Below are 21,433 nucleotides of genomic sequence, written 5' to 3'. Positions count from 1 at the left end.
TGATGGGCTTACAGCGACTGAATCGTGCCTTTTGGCAGAACTGCAGTCACAAAATCCTTTTTAATTGTCACTTCGTTGTTCGCGCTCAGTGCGATAACGATGAAGTCGTTGTCTTCAGAGATTTTAGTGATTTTGCCCACCAGGCCGCCGCCGGTCAGAACTTCGTCGCCTTTACCCATAGAAGCCATCAGGTTTTTGTGTTCTTTAACACGTTTTGCCTGCGGACGGTAAATCATGAAGTAGAAAATAACGGCAAACAGGCCAAGCATGATAAATAGCTGCATACCGCCACCTTGTGGTGCGCCTTCTGCTGCTGCATGAGCTTGAGAAATAAACATTCAGTAACGTCCTCGTCTTAATATGAACATTGTCCAGACATTCGCCGCAGCAGGGTTATCCCGTTGCGGCGACACATCTTAGTCTTCTTTCAGCGGTGGCACTTCACGGCCACGGCGTGCATAGAAATCTTCAACAAAGGCTTCTAATCTACCTTCGTCAATAGCGTTACGCAAACCTTCCATCAGGCGCTGGTAGTAGCGCAGATTGTGGATAGTGTTAAGGCGCGCGCCAAGGATTTCATTACAGCGATCAAGGTGATGTAGATACGCCTTGCTGTAGTTGCGGCAAGTGTAACAGTCACACTCTGGATCCAGTGCAGTTGTATCGCTTTTATGCTTCGCATTGCGGATCTTGATCACACCGCCGGTCACAAACAGGTGGCCGTTGCGTGCATTTCGGGTCGGCATTACACAGTCAAACATGTCGATACCACGGCGAACACCCTCAACCAGGTCTTCCGGTTTACCTACGCCCATCAGGTAACGTGGCTTATCTTCCGGCAGTTTTGGACAGGTGTGTTCCAGTACGCGGTGCATGTCTTCTTTTGGCTCACCAACCGCAAGACCACCCACAGCGTAACCGTCGAAACCTATGTTGGTCAGGCCTTCAACAGACACATCGCGCAGGTCTTCGTAAACCGAACCCTGAACGATACCGAACAGTGCGTTCTTGTTGCCCAGTTTGTCGAAATGGTTACGGCTGCGTTGTGCCCAGCGCAGGCTCATTTCCATCGATTTTTTCGCTTCTTCGTGCGTCGCCGGGTATGGCGTACATTCGTCGAAAATCATCACGATGTCAGAACCCAGATCGTACTGGATTTCCATCGACTTTTCCGCGTCCATGAAAATCTTGTCACCGTTTACCGGGTTACGGAAATGCACACCCTCTTCGGTGATTTTGCGCATTGCACCCAGGCTGAATACCTGGAAACCGCCTGAGTCTGTCAGGATAGGACCCTGCCAGTTCATAAAATCGTGCAGGTCGCCGTGAGCGCGCATCACTTCCTGACCAGGGCGCAGCCACAGGTGGAAAGTGTTACCCAGCAGGATTTGTGCGCCGGTTTCCGCCACTTCTTCCGGCGTCATACCTTTTACGGTGCCGTAAGTACCCACTGGCATAAATGCCGGGGTTTCTACTGTGCCGCGTTCAAATACCAGACGACCACGGCGGGCGCGGCCTTCTTTCTTAATCAGTTCGTATTTCACGATACCTCCGAAATGCCAGAGAAACAGTCTGGCGCTAATGTGCCTGTCGCACAGAGACAAAACTGGCTGTCGTTCACTGACAGCCAGTCAAAATGGGGATTGTCACGCCTTGGGGCCGTGATTATCAGCGTCCGGGGCTGATTATACCTCAGTCTTGCGGGTAACAAACATCGCATCGCCGTAACTGAAGAAGCGATATTCATGGTTCACCGCTTCCTGATACGCCTTCATGACGTTGTCATAGCCAGCGAATGACGACACCAGCATGATGAGGGTCGATTCCGGCAGGTGGAAGTTGGTCACCAGGGCATCCACCAGCTGCCATTCGTAGCCTGGGTAGATGAAGATCTGGGTGTCATCGAAAAATGGCTTGAGCTCAGTGCCTTCCTGCTTGGCACGCTGTGCCGCGCTTTCCAGTGAACGCACAGAAGTGGTACCCACCGCAATCACACGGTTACCGCGCGCTTTGGTTGCCAGTACAGCATCCACCACTTCCTGAGGTACTTCTGCATATTCAGCATGCATCACGTGGTCAAGAATATTGTCGACACGAACCGGCTGGAAGGTTCCCGCACCGACGTGCAGGGTCACGAATGCGGTTTCCACACCTTTGGCTTTCAGTGCTGCCAGGATGTTTTCATCAAAGTGCAGACCTGCTGTTGGTGCAGCAACGGCACCCGGCTTTTGGTTGTAAACCGTTTGGTAGCGCTCTTTGTCTGAATCTTCATCCGGGCGGTCGATGTAAGGCGGCAGGGGCATGTGACCCACTTGGTTCAGGATATCCAGAACCGCCTTCTCACCGGTAAATTTGATTTCGAACAGGGCATCATGGCGTGCCACCATTTCCGCTTCATATTCGTCGTTTTCACCCAGGAAAAGCTGGTTGCCCGGCTTAGGTGGCTTGGATGCACGGACATGGGCAAGGATCGATTTGTCATCCAGCATACGCTCCACCAGCACTTCAATCTTGCCGCCAGAGGCTTTACGGCCATATACGCGAGCCGGAATAACACGGGTGTTGTTGAACACCATCAGGTCGCCCGGTTGCACCAGCTCAAGAATATCGGTGAATTGTTTGTGGCTCAGTTCGCCACTGTTGCCGTCAAGTTGCAGCAAGCGGCTCGCCGTGCGGTCCGGTTGCGGATAACGCGCAATCAGTGCGTCTGGAAGGTCAAAATGAAAATCGGATACTTGCATTGAAAAAGCCCCATTCTACAGCAGCCCGCTAGTATAGGCTGCCTTGCTGCAATATCAAGCCAGATGGGGTTTGCCCGCTGTAAATCCAGCAGGCAAATTGTCAGGAGTTATGACAGGCGACGGCGGAAAGTCAGCAGTCCCAATGGAATAAGGGACAGCCAGCCGAGTGAACCACCACCACCAGAGTCATTGGTGGTGTTATCCGATGGCGGTTCAAATATATCAAGGCTGAAACTAGGATTAGGCTGAGAGTACCCGCCGACTTCACCGTCTATCCAGTTCAGGTAGGTACTGATCTGGGTAAACGCATCTTCTGACTGGGTACTGCCACACCCAAGCGTACCGCTCGAAAAACTGACAATGCCGACAGCGCGGTAACCCAGATCAGAATTACTGGCAAGGTTAGGATCGCGCCACACCAGCGCGCCACCAGAATCGCCATCACAGACGCCGGTTGTGCGGGTTTGGTTAGCACACACCAGGGCATCACCCAGGGCCTGATCATACACGCCGTTCACAGACGTCCAGCTACACTGGTCATCCGGTACGCCATTAAGGAAAGTAAATAGCAAGTAGCGCGTGACGCCACCACCTCCGGTAGAGGTTGCCCCCCAACCAGCCACATAGAGGTTATTCCGCTGGCCAGTCTCAAACTGGTTATCCATATCAATCTGTTCTGACGGCGTCAGCAAACCAATAGGTTTAACGCCGGCAGGCAAGGAGTCAGCAAGGCGTATCAGCGCCAAATCACCCGTCAGTGTACTCGCGCTGTATCCCGGATAGACTGTCACATCCGACACATCAATGACATTAGAAGCAGTGATATTCGCCAAATCATCAATGCCAGCGTATACGGTTGTTGCTGATGCATTATGTCCAACAGCGCAGTGCGCTGCGGTAAGCACATATTGATCCGAAATGACAAATCCGCCGCACGCGTCATAAGTACCGTCACCATTGTCAAACTCGATAAACACTTGCCATGGTGCGTACTGAATATCTTCCGAGTAGCCGTTAACGATGCGTGGTGCGCGCACATTTTCTTCGGCAATCGATGTTCCTGCCTGTGCAAGCATCAGCACCGGTGCAATCCAAAACATTGACCTCATCACGTTTCCTCCTTGATGCATGATCACGTCACACACCCAAGGTAACGGCTGAGACTCACAACTCAAGCGCAGGCTGTCTTGATTGCACTGTGGTTCTCGCTTTTACATCGCAATTGCAAGAATTGAGAACCCGAAAGTATCTGTCCCCTGTTTACTGCCTTGTTGCTCTTCCTACTGGTATCGGCAAAAAGCGTCGCAAAAAAGCGAGCAGTAAGAACCCCAACGTCATGCTTCCAAACCCGCCACCGCCTCCGTCTGATTTGGAGAAGATTGTGACATTCGACGTTTCAGCCGCACAGTTGCCCGCCTGACAGGTGCTTATCCAACTTGAATAGTTCGATACCTGGGTATACACATCAGGAAACGATGATGATGCGCATTGGGCATCAATACCAAAGCTGACCAGCCCCACCAGCGTCGCCCCGCCATCTGCATCCCCTGCGCGGGATGGGTCAAACCAGACCAACGGGCCACCGGAGTCACCATTACATGCCCCCTTCCCGGGCGCTTCAGCACAAAAATACTTTTTCTGGTAATTGGACACGCCACTGACCGTCGTCCCCCAGTCTGACGCGCAAGTGGCATCACTGACCGTTGAAAGGGCAGCCTTTTGCAAAGTGTCGGTATAACCGGTGCGGTTAGCATTGGTAAATCCCCACCCGGTGAGCTGTAAGTCGTTGTTGGAAAGGTTGGCCGTAGCATCGACATCGGCCTGAACCGTCAAATCGGCCAACTGCACGGCAGACGCGTTGGCGTGGATATCGGTGGAGAGCTTGATCAGCGCAATATCATTGGAAAACGTGGTTTTGTCGTAGTTGCTGTTGGCATAGATGGCTGCAACACTAGACTGAAAATCGGCAAACCCGACGCCATTAATTTCCGCCGTGCCGGTATATACAGACACATCATTGGCAGACGCTAGATCAAAGGCGTCATTGTCACCGGCCGTATCCAGACAATGGGCTGCCGTCAAAATCCAGCGGTTAGCAATCACCACCCCACCGCAGTAAGCACTGCCAATGCGCACATACGCCTGCCAGGGGGCATCAGATATGAGTGCATCACTGCCACCGACAACCCTAGGCGCACGTTCTGCGGCCTGAGCAATTCCGGCCGCTCCCAAAACCAGAAGAGCTATCCCTTTCATGCTTTTCATACGCAATCCCCGGAAAATGTGAAGCGCTTGCCTGCCTTCTCTCAAGTTAGGAGTCTTTGCTCCTTTCAACCCGGCTGAACTTTGAAAGCGGTCACCTAAACTGCCCGCTTTTTTGGCTACATTCGATATATACACATTCAACCTGAGAGAACCGGAGGCACTATGTTTACCGTTCAGGATATGATGAGCTCAGACCCCATCACCCTTACCTCTAAGCATAAGATATCTGAGGCAAAGCGCCTGATGGATTCACACCGAATCCGTCACATTCCCATCGTCGGCGAAGATGACCACCTGCTTGGGCTAGTGACACAAAGGGATGTTCTGGCAGCACAAAGTTCCAGTCTGGAAAAAGCCGTCGGGGACAACGAGCCCATGGAGGCAGAACTGGCACGCTTTCTCGACCGTCCGCTCTACACCGTCTCACCCTGCGCAGGCTTGAAAGCGGCCGCTCTTTATATGCAGAAACATAAAATCGGCTGTTTGCCTGTGGTTGAGAAAGAAAAACTGGTGGGCATTATTACGGATACTGACTTCGTGGCTATCGCCATCAATTTGCTGGAGATTCAGGAAGAAGCTGAACCATTGGAAGAGGATGAATAACCGGCTGGCTAGAAAAAGGAAACACGATCAAACCGCCTGAATGATTGAAAGCGGGTGCAAATTAAGCTTAGGCTACGCCTTCCACATTACGGATTGAGGTTGAAGGCGAGTGAACTATCTGGCACACCTGCATATTGCCAAACGCTGCAACAGTCAGTTAATGGGTAACTTGTTGGCAGACTTTGTGCGGGGTAAACCTGATGGGCGGTTTAATCCCGATACCACCCAAGCTATCTACCTCCATCGATTCGTAGACAGTTACATCGACAACCTGCCTGCTATCCAATCCTGCCGCTCACTGTTTCCCAAATCTTTGTATCGTTTCAGTGCCATTGCACTGGATATCTTCTGGGATCATGCGCTGGTGCACCACTGGCAACATTTCAGCTCAGACGCCTTCTCCCGGTTTATTGAAAATGCTGAGGATGCATGTGTAGATGCCGCCAGGCAGGAAAACTATCCATTGCCCGAAAACTATCTTCGCCTTTCTTCAAGGATGTGGCGCGAAGGCTGGATTGAGTCTTATCAGGATATACACACCCTGCCCTTTGTACTGCAACGCATGTCAACGCGCAGCCCTCGTATGGCGCCGCTGGCAGAGACCGCAGACACCCTGCTTACGTACCGCCAACCGCTCCTCGATGCATTTGTGCCGATTTATGAAGATGTACTGCAAGCCGCCCTGCAGTTCCGGAAACAACAAGCATGAAAAAGGGCCACCGCAGTGACCCTTCATCGTTTTATCTAAACCATAGGCTTAGTTAACTGAACACACTTTCGTCCAACTGCCGTCACTGCCTGGCTCGGCTTTCGTCCACCAGTTTGCTTCGTACATCGCGCCGTTGTGAACCATGCGGTCACCGCCGGTTGCGTGATCAGGGTTACCTGCCCAGTCAACCTGAGGCCAGTTCGGGTACACGTTCACACCTGTGGTGTCACAGTCACTTGGATCCGGGTTTGGGCCTGGGTTTGGACCCGGGTTCGTAGTTTCGTCATCCAGGTCTGCCAAAGGCAACTCTGGGTATTCGAATGCGAACGCATACTCAGTGCCGTTGATGATCACTGTGTAATTGGCTGGGCCAGAGATTGGCAGATAATGCACCATGTCCAGCTCGTAAGTTTCACCCGCCGCTACGTCAGACCATTGTGGCAACTTGAACGAGACGCGGTGCATTTCACCGTCCATACCGCCCACGTTGTTATCACGGCTGTGCGCCGATTCCACCACCGAGAGTTTCGCGCCTGACCAATCCATTGCATTATCCGGCGTGGAAGTCGGGATGTCGAACTGGAACTCGGTACCGCCCGGCAGCGCCGCGCCTGTGTTGTTGGTAAAGGTGACTTTCGGGTTAATCGGGTAGTTCTGATCACCTTCTTTGTAACCGCCCACAGACACAGTGATGTTCACTGCCTGCGCCGGCATGTCACGTACTGCACGCTTGTTGCCGTAAGGTTCTGCATTCTTGAACTTGTCGTACATGGTCGCACTCAGGGTATCACCCATGTAGTACTCACCACGGCCGGTCAGACACGCTTGCTCTGAAGGGTCTTTCGCGCCGCGCTCACCGTTTGCACCCAGCTCGTAACAGCTGTAGTCGCCCGCCAGTTCCCAAATCAACACACCGCCGATGCCTTTATCGACGACATAGTCAGCCTTGTTGGCGATAGACGCTTTGTCTTCAGTCGACAGGAACACTTTCTGCTCGGCATTCCACAGCCAAGGCGCGCCAGCCACCTCGTCGTAATGACGGCTGTAAGTACCGCGAACCTGATGATCAGGGTTGTTTTCCGGGTCCATACTGTTGGTGAAGGTATAGCTGCCCTGACGGCCGATTTGCAGGTTCATCGCGTGCCACATCGGGTTCACACCCGCGCCAATCTCATTGCCGTTGGCATCCAGATCGTGCCACAGGTTGTTGATGCCCATTGCGCCATCACCGCACTTACCACCGGTACCGCCTGTGCCTTCCGGACACGCGCTTTGGTTCGGCAGTGGCGCTCGGCCCCACAGACCATTTTCACCACCGGTTACACCCTGCCAGCCGCGGCTGTAGTAAGGCACACCAATGTTGATGCGGCCAGATTGCAGCGCACCGCGCATATAGTTGAACGCCCAGTCGGTGTTCAGGTAGCCCACGCCCTTGTATTGTGCTTCATCGTAAACGCCCCAATGTGCCAGCTCGGCATCTTCGCCGGTGTCAAACAGTGCCGCGTTGTGACCAACATATTCGTTCCACGAGCCGTGCAGGTCGTAAGACATGATGTTGACGTAATCCAGGTACTTGAGCGCTTCGAAGTTTTCCATACCGCGCAGCAGGTACGCCGATGAAGGCGACGCGATGCTCAGCATATAGTGGGTGCCATCTGCTGCAGATGCCTGATCCAGTTTCTCACGCAATACGCGCATCAGCTCGTTGTAAGAGCGCATCAGGTATGGACGACGGGCTTCAGAGAACTCTGCATCCATCGGGTTACCTGCACCACCCATGCTGGTCGGGTATTCGTAGTCGATGTCGATACCGTCGAACTGGTATTTACGCATCATTTCAACGGCAGATTCCGCGAACTTCTCGATACCGGCATGATTGACGCTGCCATCAGCATTGGTAGTCATGGTGTAGAAACCACCGTCTGCCACGCGATCGCCGTTGACATCAAAGTGACCACCGGTTTCCGCCCAGCCGCCAACGGCGAACAGGGTTTTCACACCGTAGCGCTTCTTGTAAGTCGCCAGTGCACCAAAGTGGCCGGCAAAGCCAAGCTCAGGATCGATGTCCACACCCGGCCAGGTTTTACCCACAGCCACGTTGTTCGGATCGTTCACGTCACCGATGTTTACACGGCCGTCCTGACCGATACTGACGAAGGCATAGTTAATGTGGGTCAGCTTGTCCCAAGGAATGTCGTTAGCCAGGAATTTACCGGTTGCAGGGTTGTCGCCGGTACGCCATGAGGTGAAGTAACCAATCACGCGGCGCTGGTGATCGTCACCCAGCATCTCGCGGCCGTCCTTGTCATACACAGAACAGTACGGCACGTTCACGCCTTCCGTCTGGTACAGGCCTTCAGGGCGGCAGTTTTCAACGATGCCACCGGTGTCATCACCCTGCACCTTCACTACTTTTTTCAGTGAATCGCGGGTAGCGTTTTCATTGTCTGTTGCACGGGCATGGAAGGTCACATTACCAGCGGCGGTTGATGTCCACGCCAATGAGTAAGGTGCCGTTGCGCGGGTGCCGATCAGCACGCCGTTGGCAAAGAAGTCCACTTTCGCAATGGAACCGTCGGCATCAGCAGCGGTGGCATCAAGAGTGACACTCTCACCGACTTTGATGCTGGTGCTGGACACAGCAAGCTCAATAGTTGGCAGTTGGTTTTCTGGCTCAACCACTTCTGGCTTAACAGTCACAGAGGTAGTGGCTACAGCCGTTGCACCTTCGTTATCAAACGCGGTGGCGGTAATGGTTTGATTGCCTTCGGTTGCTGTCCAAACGGTCTGGAAAGGTGCACGGTTTACCGTCGCAATGGTGGTGCCGTTTACAGCAAACTCGACTTTCGCAATGGCGCCGTCGCTATCCGCAGCGTTGACGTTCAGTGAAACTGCATCACCGACGGTGAACTCACTGCCCGCAGTAGGTGCTGTAAATGCCACTGTCGGCGCTTCGTTTGGCAGTTCGGGATCGGTGCCACCATCGCCAGAGCAGACATCAACTTTGGTCCATTCCATGTAAGGCGCTGAATGCTGAACCGGATCGTTACCCTGCGTCCACCAGTTTGCCTTGTAAACCACGCCTGATTTTTGAACCTCTGCGCCGCCATTGTAAGCAACGGAGGCATTCCACTCTGCAATGCCAGAGCAATCCACAGCTGCTTGCGCCTGGAACGCCAGCAAGCATGACGCTGCTACGATCGATAGCGCAAAGCGCTTACCCGTCTTGTGACCCGGTGTCTGCATCTTCTTGTCCTAGATATATAAATTACGGAGAAGTTATTGAGCTAATTGCTCTTTTTCGTTTGCGCGCAATATATCCACAGATTTAATACGGACTAGGAAAACTTTAAAAATGTGGACTGAAGCACACATTTTTGATCTGTATGACAAAAAGTTCACAGAAAGACAGGTGATTTTTCCTGAAATATCAAGTAGAAGGCCGGAGTTTGGCTGGGTGTTATTTGCTCTTGGCGCGTAAAAATACGCCGAAAATAAAAAAAGCGGCCAAAGGCCGCCCAAATGCGTGGATAAAACGGGGGCTCGGGAAGCCCCTGAACAGCTAGGAGTCTTGCTTGTTTAGAACTGCTCTTCTTCGGTAGAACCAGTCAGTGCTGTGACTGATGAATTACCACCTTGAATCACGTTGGTCATCTTATCGAAGTAGCCGGTGCCCACTTCCTGCTGGTGAGCAACGAAGGTGTAACCACGCTCTGCAGCTTCAAATTCAGGACGCTGAACTTTTTCCACGTAGTGACGCATACCTTCACCCTGCGCGTAAGCATGTGCCAGATCGAACATGTTGTACCACATGTTGTGGATACCGGCGAGGGTGATGAACTGGTACTTATAGCCCATGTCTGACAGCTCTTGCTGGAACTTGGCAATGGTTTCTGCGTCCAGGTTTTTCTCCCAGTTGAACGATGGCGAGCAGTTGTACGCCAGCAGTTGATCCGGGAATTTCGCGTGGATAGCTTCAGCAAACTGACGCGCTTCTTCCAGATCAGGCTTCGCGGTTTCACACCACACCAAATCTGCATATGGGCAGTAAGCCAGACCACGTGCGATAGCTTGCTCAATACCCGCGCGGACTTTGTAGAAGCCTTCAGAAGTGCGCTCGCCCACGATGAAGTCTGCATCGTATGGGTCGCAATCTGAGGTGAGCAGGTCTGCTGCGTTCGCATCGGTACGTGCAATCACCAGTGTTGTGGTACCTGCAACGTCAGCGGCCAGGCGTGCAGCAACCAGTTTTTGAACCGCTTCCTGGGTTGGTACCAGTACTTTACCGCCCATGTGACCACATTTTTTCACTGAAGCCAGTTGGTCTTCAAAGTGAACGCCTGCGGCACCCGCTTCAATCATGCTACGCATCAGCTCGTAGGCATTCAGCACACCACCGAAGCCCGCTTCTGCATCCGCGACGATTGGCAGGAAGTAATCGGTACCTTCTTCCGGAGAACCGCCTTTCGACCACTGGATTTGGTCAGCACGGCGGAACGCGTTGTTGATACGCTTCACCACTGCCGGTACAGAATCCACTGGGTACAGTGACTGATCCGGATACATAGAAGATGCGGTGTTGTTGTCAGCCGCGACCTGCCAGCCTGACAGATAAATCGCTTCAATACCCGCTTTTGCTTGCTGAACAGCCTGACCACCAGTCAATGCGCCCAGACAGTTCACATAGCCCTTCTTCGCGCTGCCGTTGACCAGTTCCCACAGTTTGTCAGCACCGCGCTGGGCGATAGTGTGCTCTGTCAGGAAAGAGCCGCGCAGGTCGACCACGTCTTGTGCGGTGTAAGTGCGCTTCACGTTTTTCCAACGTGGATTCTCTGCCCAGTCTTTTTCCAGTGCTTCAATTTGCTGCTGTCTTGTCAGTGTCATTGTGCTTCCCTCTCTCAATGTTCAAGTATGTTGATTAGTCCAGCAATTCGTATCCGGATAACGTCAGGAAATCTGCCAGCTCGTCACTGGTGGTCAGTTGCTCCATCAAACTGGCCGCCTGCTGGTATTTACCTGCGTTGAATACGTCTTCCCCAAGTTCCTGTTTCAGCACCTCCATTTCCTCTGCGAGACATGCGCGGAAGAAATCGGCGGTCACGGTCTTGCCGTTGCTGAGTGATTTCTGGTGTTTGATCCACTGCCAGATAGAGGCGCGGGAGATTTCCGCCGTCGCCGCATCTTCCATCAGGCCATAGATAGGCACACAGCCGTTGCCCGAGATCCAGGCTTCAATGTATTGCACCGCCACACGGATGTTGTGACGCATACCTTCTTCCGTGCGGTCACCGTCGCAAGGCTCAGTCAGCTCCTTGGCAGTGATCGGCGCATCGTGCTCACGCATTACATCCAGCTGGTTTTTACGCTCACCCAATGCGGCATCGAAGACGGCTTTCGCGGTATCAGCCAAACCAGGGTGTGCAACCCAGGTGCCGTCGTGGCCGTTTTTGGCTTCCAGCGATTTATCCGCGTTGATTTTCTCCAGCACCCAGGCATTTTTCTCTGGGTCTTTCGACGGGATAAATGCTGCCATGCCCCCCATCGCCATCGCGCCGCGGCGGTGACAGGTTTTCACCAACAGGCGTGAGTAAGCGTTGAGGAAAGGTTTTTCCATGGTCACGACCTGGCGGTCTGGCAACACACGGTCCGGATGATTACGGAAGGTTTTGATGTAGCTGAAGATGTAATCCCAGCGGCCACAGTTAAGCGCCACAATGTGGTCTTTCAGCGCATGAAGGATTTCGTTCATCTCGAACACAGCAGGCAGCGTTTCAATCAGCACCGTCGCCTTGATAGTGCCGCGATCCAGCCCGAATTCGTCTTCGGCAAAACAGAACACATCATTCCACCACGCCGCTTCCTGGTGCGCCTGCAGCTTCGGCAGATAGAAATACGGGCCAGAGCCACTCGCCAGCAGCGCTTTGTAGTTGCGGTAGAAATAAAGCCCGAAATCAAAAAGAGCACCGGGAATAGGCTTGCCATCCAGCAGGACATGCTTTTCTTTCAGGTGCAGGCCACGGACACGGCAAATCAAAACCGCGGGGTCATCATTCAACGCGTATTTTTTTCCGTTGCCGGGGTTTTCGTAGGAAATCGTACGCGCAATGGCGTCGGTGAGATTGCGCTGGCCTTGCAGCACAGGTCCCCAAACCGGAGAGAATGAATCTTCGAAGTCTGCCATGAACACTTTCACGTTAGCGTTCAGGGCATTGATAACCATTTTTCGCTCAGGCGGGCCGGTGATTTCGAGACGGCGATCCTGAAGATCAGCGGGAATGCCACGGATTGTCCAATCCCCTTCACGGATATCAGCCGTTTCAGAGAGAAAGTCAGGCAAGGCACCGGCATCAAATTTGGCTTGTCTCGCTTCTCGAGCCGCCAACAGTTCAGGCACATGGTGTGCAAATCGCGTTGCCAATTGATGAATAAACGCCAGCGCATCATCAGTTAGCACATCAGATTCTTTCTCAGTGATCGGCGGAACGAACGATAACTCCTTAAAAGCGTGTTGTGCTTGTGATCCCATAAAAGGCCTCCATTTCCATTTGTAACTAAATCACAACGGTACTCAATAATCCCTTACTGCTTCGAATACATTCACATCGCCGAAACACCCCATTAAGCTGGCGTATTTCTTTTTGTGCGTCAACACCTAAGCCAAGGTTAGACTTAAGTATTAATTCTTATATTTGTATATATTTCAATAATTTAAAAAATATAGAGTTTTAACTCAAAACACTAAATTAAAACGAATCTTAGAGGGTTATACGGTTTGTGACCTTTTCATCCTTTGGAGTGATTTTTGTAACCACTTACGAAATTAAATTACACAAACAACTAACACACCGAATATTTGTACGGCATGTTTTAAACGTAGCACCTGTATGGAATTTGTGCAGAAAATCTTTTTATTACAAAAAGATAACATCATTTGATTTTGTGACAGAGAAACAGTTATGCAGATTAAGTGATTAATAATTGATAAAAAAAATGTCGGCATTCCGACAGAATTTAATTTCAGGAATGCATATTGGTTACAAAATTGTAAACAAAATTAAAATCTAAAAAGAGGGAAATAAGAGGATGATTCGACCAAAGTTATTGCGAATACCAAAAAGTACTAAAGCATATTGAAAAAACTGGGGAAATTTCATCATTTTCAGGCGTTGTCACGCCGAAACAGAATGAATAATCCCCAGCCCACCCACTGCGTTTTTAAGTTACAGCAGGGTTTCCACCAAATCGGCCAACTGCTCAAATGTCGCCTTACGGCTCGACGTCGGACGCCAGACCAGACCGATCTCCCGGTAGGCTTCGCGGCCAGGCGGCTCAACCACAACCAAGTCCAGGTTATCAATTAACCCATGGTTGATCGCCATTTGCGGCAGGAAGGTAGTGCCCAGTCCATTCGCGACCATCTGCACCAGAGTGTGCAAACTGGTTGCTGTGAAAGGGTTTATCTTTTCCGATGAAGTAAGTTGGCACGCAGACACGGCATGATCAGTCAGACAGTGTTCCCGCTCCAGCAAAAACACTGATTCATCAGGAAGGTCGGCATATCTCACAGGCACATTGACGTTTTTAGCCTGCGTGGTATTGAGCACCATTTTGAAAACGTCTTTACCCACAATACGGCTTTGCATGCCACCAATCTCAACCGGCAATGCCAAGATCAGCACATCCATCTCGCCGCTTTTCAGTGCGGTCAGCAGGTTGGCGGTGGTGTCTTCACGCAGCAATAGATGCAGTTCGGGATATTGCCGGTTGACCGCCTGCACCAAATCACACAACAGGAAGGGGGCAATGGTGGGGATACAGCCCAGCCGCAGGTTGCCCTGCATCGGCTTTTCACTGACTTGCGTCAGCTCCATCAGATCCTGACTACGTGCCAGAATCTCACGGCTGCGGGATACCACATCTTCGCCTATCGCGGAAAAAACCAAGGTTTTGTTATCGCGCTCAATAAGCTGAGATCCAATCAGTTCTTCAAGGTTCTGTATGCCGGAACTTAGTGTAGACTGGCTAACGAAACACTGTTTGGCAGCCTCGCCAAAATGGCGGGTTTCATACAGTGTGACCAAATAATGGAGTTGTTTGAGAGAAGGGAATTTTGTCATCGATTTTTCCGATTGTGTTAATCTGTTAAATCCGCTTTTTCCAATCTAGCAGTTCCATTATAGTTTGTCCCGTTCATAGATGAATCAGGGCGTTTAAGCCTGATAATTAAACATTTTTAGGAGCTGAGAAATGGTACTAGTAGGCCGTCAAGCACCAGACTTCACTGCAGCAGCAGTTCTGGGCAATGGTGAGATCGTAGAAAACTTCAACCTGAAAGAGTTCACTAAAGGTAAGAAAGCAGTTCTTTTCTTCTACCCACTGGACTTCACCTTCGTATGTCCTTCTGAGCTGATCGCATTCGACAAGCGTCACGCTGATTTCCAAGAGAAAGGTGTAGAAGTTATCGGTGTTTCAATCGACTCTCAGTTCTCTCACAACGCATGGCGTAACACTCCAGTGGACAACGGCGGTATCGGCCAAGTTAAATACCCACTGGTAGCGGACGTTAAGCACGAAATCTGCAAAGCATACGACGTTGAGCACCCAGAAGCAGGCGTTGCTTTCCGTGGTTCTTTCCTGATCGACGAAGACGGCATGGTTCGTCACCAAGTCGTTAACGACCTGCCACTGGGCCGTAACATCGACGAGATGCTGCGCATGGTTGACGCTCTGAACTTCCACCAAGAGCACGGCGAAGTATGTCCAGCTCAGTGGGAAAAAGGTAAAGCAGGTATGGACGCATCTCCTAAAGGCGTTGCAGCTTACCTGTCTGAGCACACTGAAGACCTGTAAGTTTTGGCAAGCTGCTCGCGCAGTTTCCCCCTAACGCGTAAGCGTAAAGCCAAAAGTCAGCTATAAAAATAAAATTGAGGCCCGGACCACCGGGCCCTTTTTGTATTTGAGCCTCAGAGATTTGGTGGTTCACCACCTCTTGATTAAGCCCGCACTTCAGAGTTTCAAAGGGACTTTATAGGTCCTGCTCTTCCCGCTCTTAACCAACTTTTACCAAACTTTTACACCCCCACCGCTTCAATTCCACCGCTAACTCGTTGATGATGAGTCTCCCATTTGCAAGGAGAGTTGTATGTCTGTGTTGGTCGAAGTGTGTATTGATAGTATTGAATCCCTTCCAATTGCCGAAAAAGCTGGTGCTGGGCGCATTGAGCTTTGCAGTTCACTGGCGACAGGCGGGTTAACCGCCAGCGCAGGCTACATGAAACAGGCGGCGCGCATATCAGGCATTCCGGTTTACGGCATTATCCGCCCACGCGAAGGAGATTTTCTCTACAACAGTGACGACGTTGAAATCATGCTGGCTGACATCCATACCGCCAAGCAGGCTGGCCTGAATGGTGTGGTGATCGGCGCATTGAAAGCAGACGGCAGAATTGATGAGACTGTCGTTGCCGACATGGTGAAGGCCGCTTCCGGCATGGGGATGACTTTCCACCGCGCCATCGACCATTGCTCAGCGCCGTTCGATGCGCTGGAGTTTTTGATGTCCCATGGCGTTGAGCGCGTTCTCACCTCTGGCCTTGCCAAACGCGCTGACGAAGGTATTGGTACCCTCAAAGAAATGGTCGCTTTTACCCAAGGCAGACTCAGTATTATGCCGGGCGCAGGTGTTTCACCGGATAACGCCAAGCGCATCATCGAACAAACCGGCGTTACCGAAATTCACCTTTCAGGCAAAACAGTGCGCAACTCCCTGATGAGCTACCGCAACGAGAAAGCCACCATGGGCAGCGGTGACTCTGATTTCGCGATCACTGTTACCAACCCTGAGACAATCGCCCAGACCATTGCCGCCATCCGCGCCTGACCACCAGCCAGCATCGCACTTTTCCAAAAGGGGGATTGCAAACATCCCCCTCACTTTCTACGGTGAAAATAAGACCAACGAAAGGAAGCGGTACGATGGCAGATTCCAACACGCCCAAAGACAAAAAATCCAAAAAACTCTCCAAATCAGCCTACGAAAACAAGCTTGCGGAACTGCAAACCGAGCTGGTCAAACTGCAGGAGTGGGTGAAGCTGAAAGGCTTGAAAGTGGTGGTGGTGTTTGAAGGGCGCGATGCCGCAGGGAAAGGCGGCGTCATCAAACGCATTACCGAAAAGCTCAACCCCCGTGTTTGCCGCATTGTCGCGCTGGATAAACCCACAGAACGTGAACGCACCCAATGGTATTTCCAGCGCTATGTTTCCCACCTTCCAGCCGCAGGCGAAATCGTCCTGTTTGACCGTAGCTGGTACAACCGCGCCGGTGTAGAACGGGTCATGGGCTTTTGCTCCGATGACCAGTACGAAGAGTTTATGCGTACCTGTCCCGAGTTCGAGCGCATGCTGCAACGCTCTGGCATCATCTTGCTTAAGTACTGGTTTTCAGTTTCCGACGAGGAACAGGAAAAACGCTTCAGCGAACGCATCACCACCCCCATGAAACGCTGGAAATTCAGCCCGATGGATTTGGAATCCCGCAGCCGCTGGGTGGAATACAGCGAAGCCAAAGACAAGATGTTTGCCTTTACCGACACCAAAGAATCCCCCTGGTGGGTAGTTGAAGCCGACAATAAAAAGCGGGCACGCCTGAACTGTATTTCACACCTGCTTACAAGTATTCCTTACGAAGCGATTGAATATGACCCTATCGAATTGCCGGAGATCAACAAAGAGGGGTATGTACGGGTACCATTGGAAAGCCAGAGCTTCGTACCGGATGTAACTGAAGATCTCAGCTGAAAACCACCTCTTGCAAAGGAAGCGTCCCTATGGAATGGCGCTTCCTTTTGTTTTGTATGGATTTTATTTCGTTTCGCCTTCCTTTCTTGACAGCGTCAATTACTTGAATTTCCTCGAAAAATCGCCGAAAAATTGTCACTGCAGTGCGCCTGCTGCCAATTTAGCGTTTTGATTTGAGGCACTGGTTCAAATAACCGCTTGTTTTGATCACTAACTTATTCATCCCTCTATATATTCCCGCCCCTTCCTATTAACCAGAGCAACAATCAGCATATGAGCAAGAAACTTTTGGCTTGCCTGATCCCTGCCCTTCTTACTGGCATGAGCACTCAGGCAGTCTTTGCAGAAACGCAAAGCACCCAAACCGTCTACTTTAACCAAAAATCGCTTCCGTCAGATACGCAGGGCACCCTCGCCGCCAGTGTCAGTATGGCGCAGAGTGTGATCGTACCGACTGTGCATGGTATTGACGGCGATCGCCAGCCGCACCTTGTTGCCTTGCGCAAAGCGTTGGTCATCTTCGAGCCTAAAGACAGTGAGGCGCTAGTAGGTAAAAACATCTCTGTCGTGGTAAAAAACCGCGAGGGTGAAGAAGTGCACCGGGCAACCATGCGCCAGCCTTCTGCACAGCCAAAACTCACAGGCCAAATTGACGTGGATCTAGACCTTGTTGTGCCAGACAGCTACGCCCACCGTATTGCTTCACAGCAGGCTATCGACGCCATCGCCTACGAATCAGGAAAGGCGGCTTTCAAAGCCCTGCTGATCGAACATGACACAGTAGAAATCGCAACCAGTAACGGTAACTTTGCCTACGACTTTATGTTGCCAGAAGGCGCAGAGCTTGATGGAAAGATCATTACTTTCTCTTCGCAGGCCGGATACAACTCGCGTATTCATTACACTCATGGCATCGACACACTTTCCTCAGGCAACCGTATTACCTACAACAATGTCGGTGGCGACTGGGTTGCCCAATCTGATCTTGATTACAGCAAACTGGCATACAGCGATAAAGCCTACACCGGCATTTTGCCTGCCGAAGCGGTTGAACCGGGCTTTAGCCTGACGTTCAATGACGGCAATCAGGAAGGCGTGGTTGAAGGAATAAAAGTTGGCGCAAACACGACGCTTATCATGAACACGGTAGATGTGGGCCTGCTGACCGAACCACGCGGTGAATTCCGCTTTATGACTGATGAAAACCTGCACCGCGATTACTTCCAGTCCCTGCAAATCAGCAAGCTTATCGTCAACCCTTACGCGCCGATCCACCTCGAAGAAATCATGTTGCCGGACGGCAGGTTACTGGTCGATGTCGACCCAAGTAAAGCCGACGCCTACGGCAGTGATTCCCACTACCGCATTGCCCGCGAGCTGATTTCCGCCGGTATCAACAGTGCCAACTACGGCGTACATAGCGCCGATGTGATGAACGGCTCGCAGTGGAACATCAGCGCACCTTACTTCGCCGCACAGGTGACGGTGAATAACTCACGGGGCAATTACAGCAACGGCATTATCAACCACGGGCTGCTCGGCTCTTATGCAGGTGTCGCTTCAGTCGTCAGCTCAACCGGCAATGAGTTCAGCCACGAAGTCGGCCATGAATTTGGCGCAGGCACACACGCAGAAGCCCACTATCTGGGTGGGTTTGCAGGCTCAGTGCACAACAGCTCTACCAACATCAATTCCACCTGGGGTTGGGATCTGTTTACCAACACTTTCCTGCCTAACCTGAGCAAAGCCAGAACCAACGGCTCAACGTGCTACGAAGGCCAATGCGCAGAGCCGTTTTCAGGACACAGTTTTGGCAAGGGCACCATGGCGGGCGGCTGGCCGCTTCATCCGAAAGGCAACGAGTACACGCTCCACACCCCTTATGAACTGAACGTGTTCCAGAACTTCCTTGAAGGCAAAGCTAATTTCGACCCAGCCTCTCCAACCGGTTTCAGCAAATGGAACCCGGAAAGTCAGCGTATGGAACCTTGGCAGCACAATGTGAAGGACGATTTGGCCTACAACATAGTGACTGTCAGCGACAACAATACCCTGAGCCAATTTGGCGCGGATAGCCGCAAGTTTCACGAACTGTTCCAAGACGCCGATGCAGTGCGCATCAACACCGGAAACGGCTATTGGGCGCGTGAATTCTACCTGCCTGCAGATAGCAGTTTCGAAGGCAAGGTCGTGGTATTCAGCTCCTCAGCAGGCTACAACTCCCACATTTACTTCGGCGATCAATCCCAACTTCTGGTCAACGGCACCAAGTACGCCTACCGTTTTGAAGCGGGTCAATGGATGGAAGTGGAAAAAGATATCATCGACAAAACCGTGCCACGTATTGCAACGAAACAGGGCATTGCTGTCACCACCTTGGTCGGTTATTACGATCCTACCAACTCACTGCCAAGCTACATCTACCCTGCGCTGCACGGCGCTTACGGTGCAGTGTATGCAGATAACTTTACGACATCGTCATGCCAGCTGAATGTCCTTACCCAACAAGGCGGCACCCAGACATTCAACCTGCACAACCGCCGCTTTAAGGAAGGCCTGATGAACCGCTTCCATGTCAATGTGGAAACGGCGCTCATCCCTTACCGCGCTGAACTTTTCTGTGATAACCAGCTGCTGGCGAGCACTGCCATTACCGCGCCAACCGTCGAACTGAAGGCAGGCGTTGTTACCACAGAGCTTGGCGAGGCGCCGACTCTCACAGGCGCAGAGCACATTACCCTGCAACAGGGCGATGCATTCAATCCATTGGATGGCATTCAGGCATTTGATGCAGAAGACGGTGACATTACCGCCAGCATTGTTGTTTCAGGCAGCGTGGACACCCAAACACCGGGCGACTATGTGCTGACTTACAGTGTGACAGACAGTGAGGGGCAGACAGTCTCCGTCACTCGCATCGTAACCGTGGAAGCAAGTGCGGTTTGTATTGCCAACTGGGAGAAAAAGGCAACATACGTGGGCGGTGATAAAGTTTCGCACCAAGGCACTGTTTGGCTGGCCGGTTGGTGGACCAAAGGCGAAGAGCCGGGTACCACGGGTGAATGGGGCGTATGGAAACAAACAGACGACACCAGCTGCGGTGCGCCTGATACCGAGGAGCCGGACATTACTCCTCCTGTTCCGGGTGAATACCCAGATTACGAGGCAGGTTTAGCCTATCAGGCCGGGGATATTGTCAGGGCGCACAACAAAAAGCTCTACCAGTGCAAACCGTGGCCAAATTCAGGCTGGTGCAGCAACCCAAGCTATGAGCCGAGTCGCTCACCATACTGGCAGGATGCCTGGCTGAAGCTTTAATCCATCAAAAAAGCGGTGGCCAATGACCACCGCTTTTCTTTTTTATTCTTATCCGCAATCAGAAAGCAGAATTACTCACCTTTGCGCAGCGGATTCACCTTCCCGCCGGTTACCGGATCAGATTTGCCTTCCGACTTCATGCGCTCGGCACGGCGGCGGCGGATTTCTTTTGGATCAGCCACCAACGGGCGGTAGATTTCGATTCGATCACCATCAAACACAGTAGCATCAAGTTTCACCAAGCGGCTGAACACACCAACTTTGTTGCTGCCAAGGTCGATTTCAGGGTAAGCATCCAAGATGCCAGACTGGCGGATTATGGCCTCAACCGTGGTATCCGGCTTTACCACCACCTTGAACACGCGCTGCTCTTGCGGCAAGGCATACACCACCTCAACGTGCAGCAGCTTTTCGTCACTCATAAATTTCTCTCGCCCTTTGGGTAAACGCCTTCACCATGTTCATGGCCAACTCGTTAAAAATTTTGCCGAATGCCATCTCCACCAAGCCATTAGTGAACTCAAAATCCAGATTCAGCTCGATTTTGCAGGCATCCACATCCAGCGAAGTAAAATGCCAGCCGCCCACCAGTTTGCGGAACGGGCCGTCGACCAATTCCATCTTAATGGCTTCCCCTTTCACTAGCTCGTTGCGGGTAGTGAAGGTTTTGCGGATCCCGGCTTTGGACACATCCACTGATGCCGTCATCGAACTGTCGCTCGCTTCCAGCACACGTGAACCGGCACATCCCGGTAAAAACGCCGGGTAGGCTTCCACATCATTAACAAGTTTAAACATCTGCTCTGCACTATACGGCACCAGCGCAGAACGGGTAATTCGCGGCATAGCGTCTCCTTTCAGGTATTGGCGACATCATATCACCGCCGCACAAAATAGCCCAAACACCTTCAATCTTCGGCCAATTTCCACCATTAGGGCATATCCCCGCCCACGGTTTTGTGTCGCGACCTCCCAAAGCCCCAATATTGCTGATACAAGC

General features: G+C 51.9%; 17 protein-coding genes. 6 read left to right on the top strand and 11 right to left on the bottom strand.

Translation table 11 applies throughout. The features are described from left to right. Positions 1–8: 8 nt before the first annotated feature. The 5 genes from yajC to KU854_RS14305 form a co-directional block, all read right to left on the bottom strand. The gene (gene yajC / locus KU854_RS14325; RefSeq protein WP_218359162.1) at positions 9–338 is read right to left on the bottom strand and encodes a preprotein translocase subunit YajC; all 330 of its coding nucleotides are present in this window, start codon (positions 336–338) and stop codon (positions 9–11) included. A gap of 78 nt (positions 339–416) precedes the next feature. Continuing rightward, positions 417–1,544: a tRNA guanosine(34) transglycosylase Tgt gene (gene tgt, locus KU854_RS14320; protein ID WP_218359161.1), complete on the bottom strand. Its 1,128-nt coding sequence runs from the start codon at positions 1,542–1,544 to the stop codon at positions 417–419. A 141-nt stretch (positions 1,545–1,685) separates the two neighbouring features. Continuing rightward, entirely contained in the window at positions 1,686–2,741 is a 1,056-nt protein-coding gene (gene queA / locus KU854_RS14315; RefSeq protein ID WP_218359160.1) for a tRNA preQ1(34) S-adenosylmethionine ribosyltransferase-isomerase QueA, read from the bottom strand. Positions 2,742–2,848: 107 nt separating this feature from the next. Continuing rightward, positions 2,849–3,850 carry a S1 family peptidase gene (locus KU854_RS14310; protein ID WP_218359159.1) on the bottom strand — a complete coding sequence of 334 codons (1,002 nt, stop codon included), beginning with the start codon at positions 3,848–3,850 and terminating at the stop codon, positions 2,849–2,851. A 151-nt stretch (positions 3,851–4,001) separates the two neighbouring features. After that, positions 4,002–5,006: a S1 family serine peptidase gene (locus tag KU854_RS14305; RefSeq protein WP_255555568.1), complete on the bottom strand. Its 1,005-nt coding sequence runs from the start codon at positions 5,004–5,006 to the stop codon at positions 4,002–4,004. Between the two features lie 162 nt (positions 5,007–5,168). On the opposite strand from KU854_RS14305, the gene KU854_RS14300 reads away from it, so the two are divergent. Continuing rightward, positions 5,169–5,609 (top strand): CBS domain-containing protein, encoded by a 441-nt coding sequence (locus KU854_RS14300; RefSeq protein WP_218359158.1) that lies wholly within the window; start codon positions 5,169–5,171, stop codon positions 5,607–5,609. Positions 5,610–5,718: 109 nt separating this feature from the next. Next, a complete protein-coding gene (locus tag KU854_RS14295; protein WP_218359157.1) occupies positions 5,719–6,318 on the top strand; it encodes an acyl carrier protein phosphodiesterase in 600 nt (199 codons plus the stop codon). Between the two features lie 48 nt (positions 6,319–6,366). Here the strand turns inward: KU854_RS14295 and KU854_RS14290 are convergent, their stop codons facing one another. From KU854_RS14290 to KU854_RS14275, 4 genes are all read right to left on the bottom strand, one after another. Then, complete coding sequence (locus tag KU854_RS14290) at positions 6,367–9,564, bottom strand: chitinase C-terminal domain-containing protein (protein ID WP_218359156.1); 3,198 nt, start codon at positions 9,562–9,564, stop codon at positions 6,367–6,369. A gap of 333 nt (positions 9,565–9,897) precedes the next feature. Further along, complete coding sequence (gene aceA / locus KU854_RS14285; protein ID WP_054779817.1) at positions 9,898–11,202, bottom strand: isocitrate lyase; 1,305 nt, start codon at positions 11,200–11,202, stop codon at positions 9,898–9,900. Between the two features lie 34 nt (positions 11,203–11,236). Continuing rightward, positions 11,237–12,844 (bottom strand): malate synthase A, encoded by a 1,608-nt coding sequence (gene aceB / locus KU854_RS14280; RefSeq protein ID WP_218359155.1) that lies wholly within the window; start codon positions 12,842–12,844, stop codon positions 11,237–11,239. 694 nt (positions 12,845–13,538) lie between these two features. Next, on the bottom strand, positions 13,539–14,435 hold the full coding sequence (locus KU854_RS14275; protein ID WP_218359154.1) for a hydrogen peroxide-inducible genes activator: 897 nt from the start codon (positions 14,433–14,435) through the stop codon (positions 13,539–13,541). A gap of 130 nt (positions 14,436–14,565) precedes the next feature. On the opposite strand from KU854_RS14275, the gene KU854_RS14270 reads away from it, so the two are divergent. The 4 genes from KU854_RS14270 to KU854_RS14255 all read left to right on the top strand — a co-directional run bounded on the left by KU854_RS14270 (position 14,566) and on the right by KU854_RS14255 (position 20,433). Continuing rightward, a complete protein-coding gene (locus tag KU854_RS14270; RefSeq protein ID WP_218359153.1) occupies positions 14,566–15,168 on the top strand; it encodes a peroxiredoxin C in 603 nt (200 codons plus the stop codon). 292 nt (positions 15,169–15,460) lie between these two features. Beyond that, positions 15,461–16,198, top strand: a complete 738-nt coding sequence (locus tag KU854_RS14265) for a copper homeostasis protein CutC (protein ID WP_218359152.1) — start codon at positions 15,461–15,463, stop codon at positions 16,196–16,198. Positions 16,199–16,293: 95 nt separating this feature from the next. Next, positions 16,294–17,115 carry a polyphosphate kinase 2 gene (gene ppk2, locus KU854_RS14260; RefSeq protein WP_218359151.1) on the top strand — a complete coding sequence of 274 codons (822 nt, stop codon included), beginning with the start codon at positions 16,294–16,296 and terminating at the stop codon, positions 17,113–17,115. 273 nt (positions 17,116–17,388) lie between these two features. Further along, a complete protein-coding gene (locus KU854_RS14255; RefSeq protein ID WP_218359150.1) occupies positions 17,389–20,433 on the top strand; it encodes a M66 family metalloprotease in 3,045 nt (1,014 codons plus the stop codon). A 71-nt stretch (positions 20,434–20,504) separates the two neighbouring features. Here KU854_RS14255 and KU854_RS14250 read toward each other — a convergent pair whose 3' ends face one another. Beyond that, on the bottom strand, positions 20,505–20,855 hold the full coding sequence (locus KU854_RS14250; protein ID WP_054779813.1) for an RnfH family protein: 351 nt from the start codon (positions 20,853–20,855) through the stop codon (positions 20,505–20,507). Next, entirely contained in the window at positions 20,848–21,279 is a 432-nt protein-coding gene (locus KU854_RS14245) for an SRPBCC family protein (RefSeq protein ID WP_218359149.1), read from the bottom strand. Before KU854_RS14245 ends, KU854_RS14250 begins: the two co-directional genes overlap by 8 nt. Positions 21,280–21,433: the final 154 nt, after the last annotated feature.

The organism is Enterovibrio paralichthyis (assembly GCF_019209835.1).
In the GTDB taxonomy this organism is placed as follows: domain Bacteria; phylum Pseudomonadota; class Gammaproteobacteria; order Enterobacterales; family Vibrionaceae; genus Enterovibrio; species Enterovibrio paralichthyis.
The sequence above is the reverse complement of the archived record's forward strand: the minus strand, read 5'-3'. Positions and strand labels throughout refer to the sequence as shown.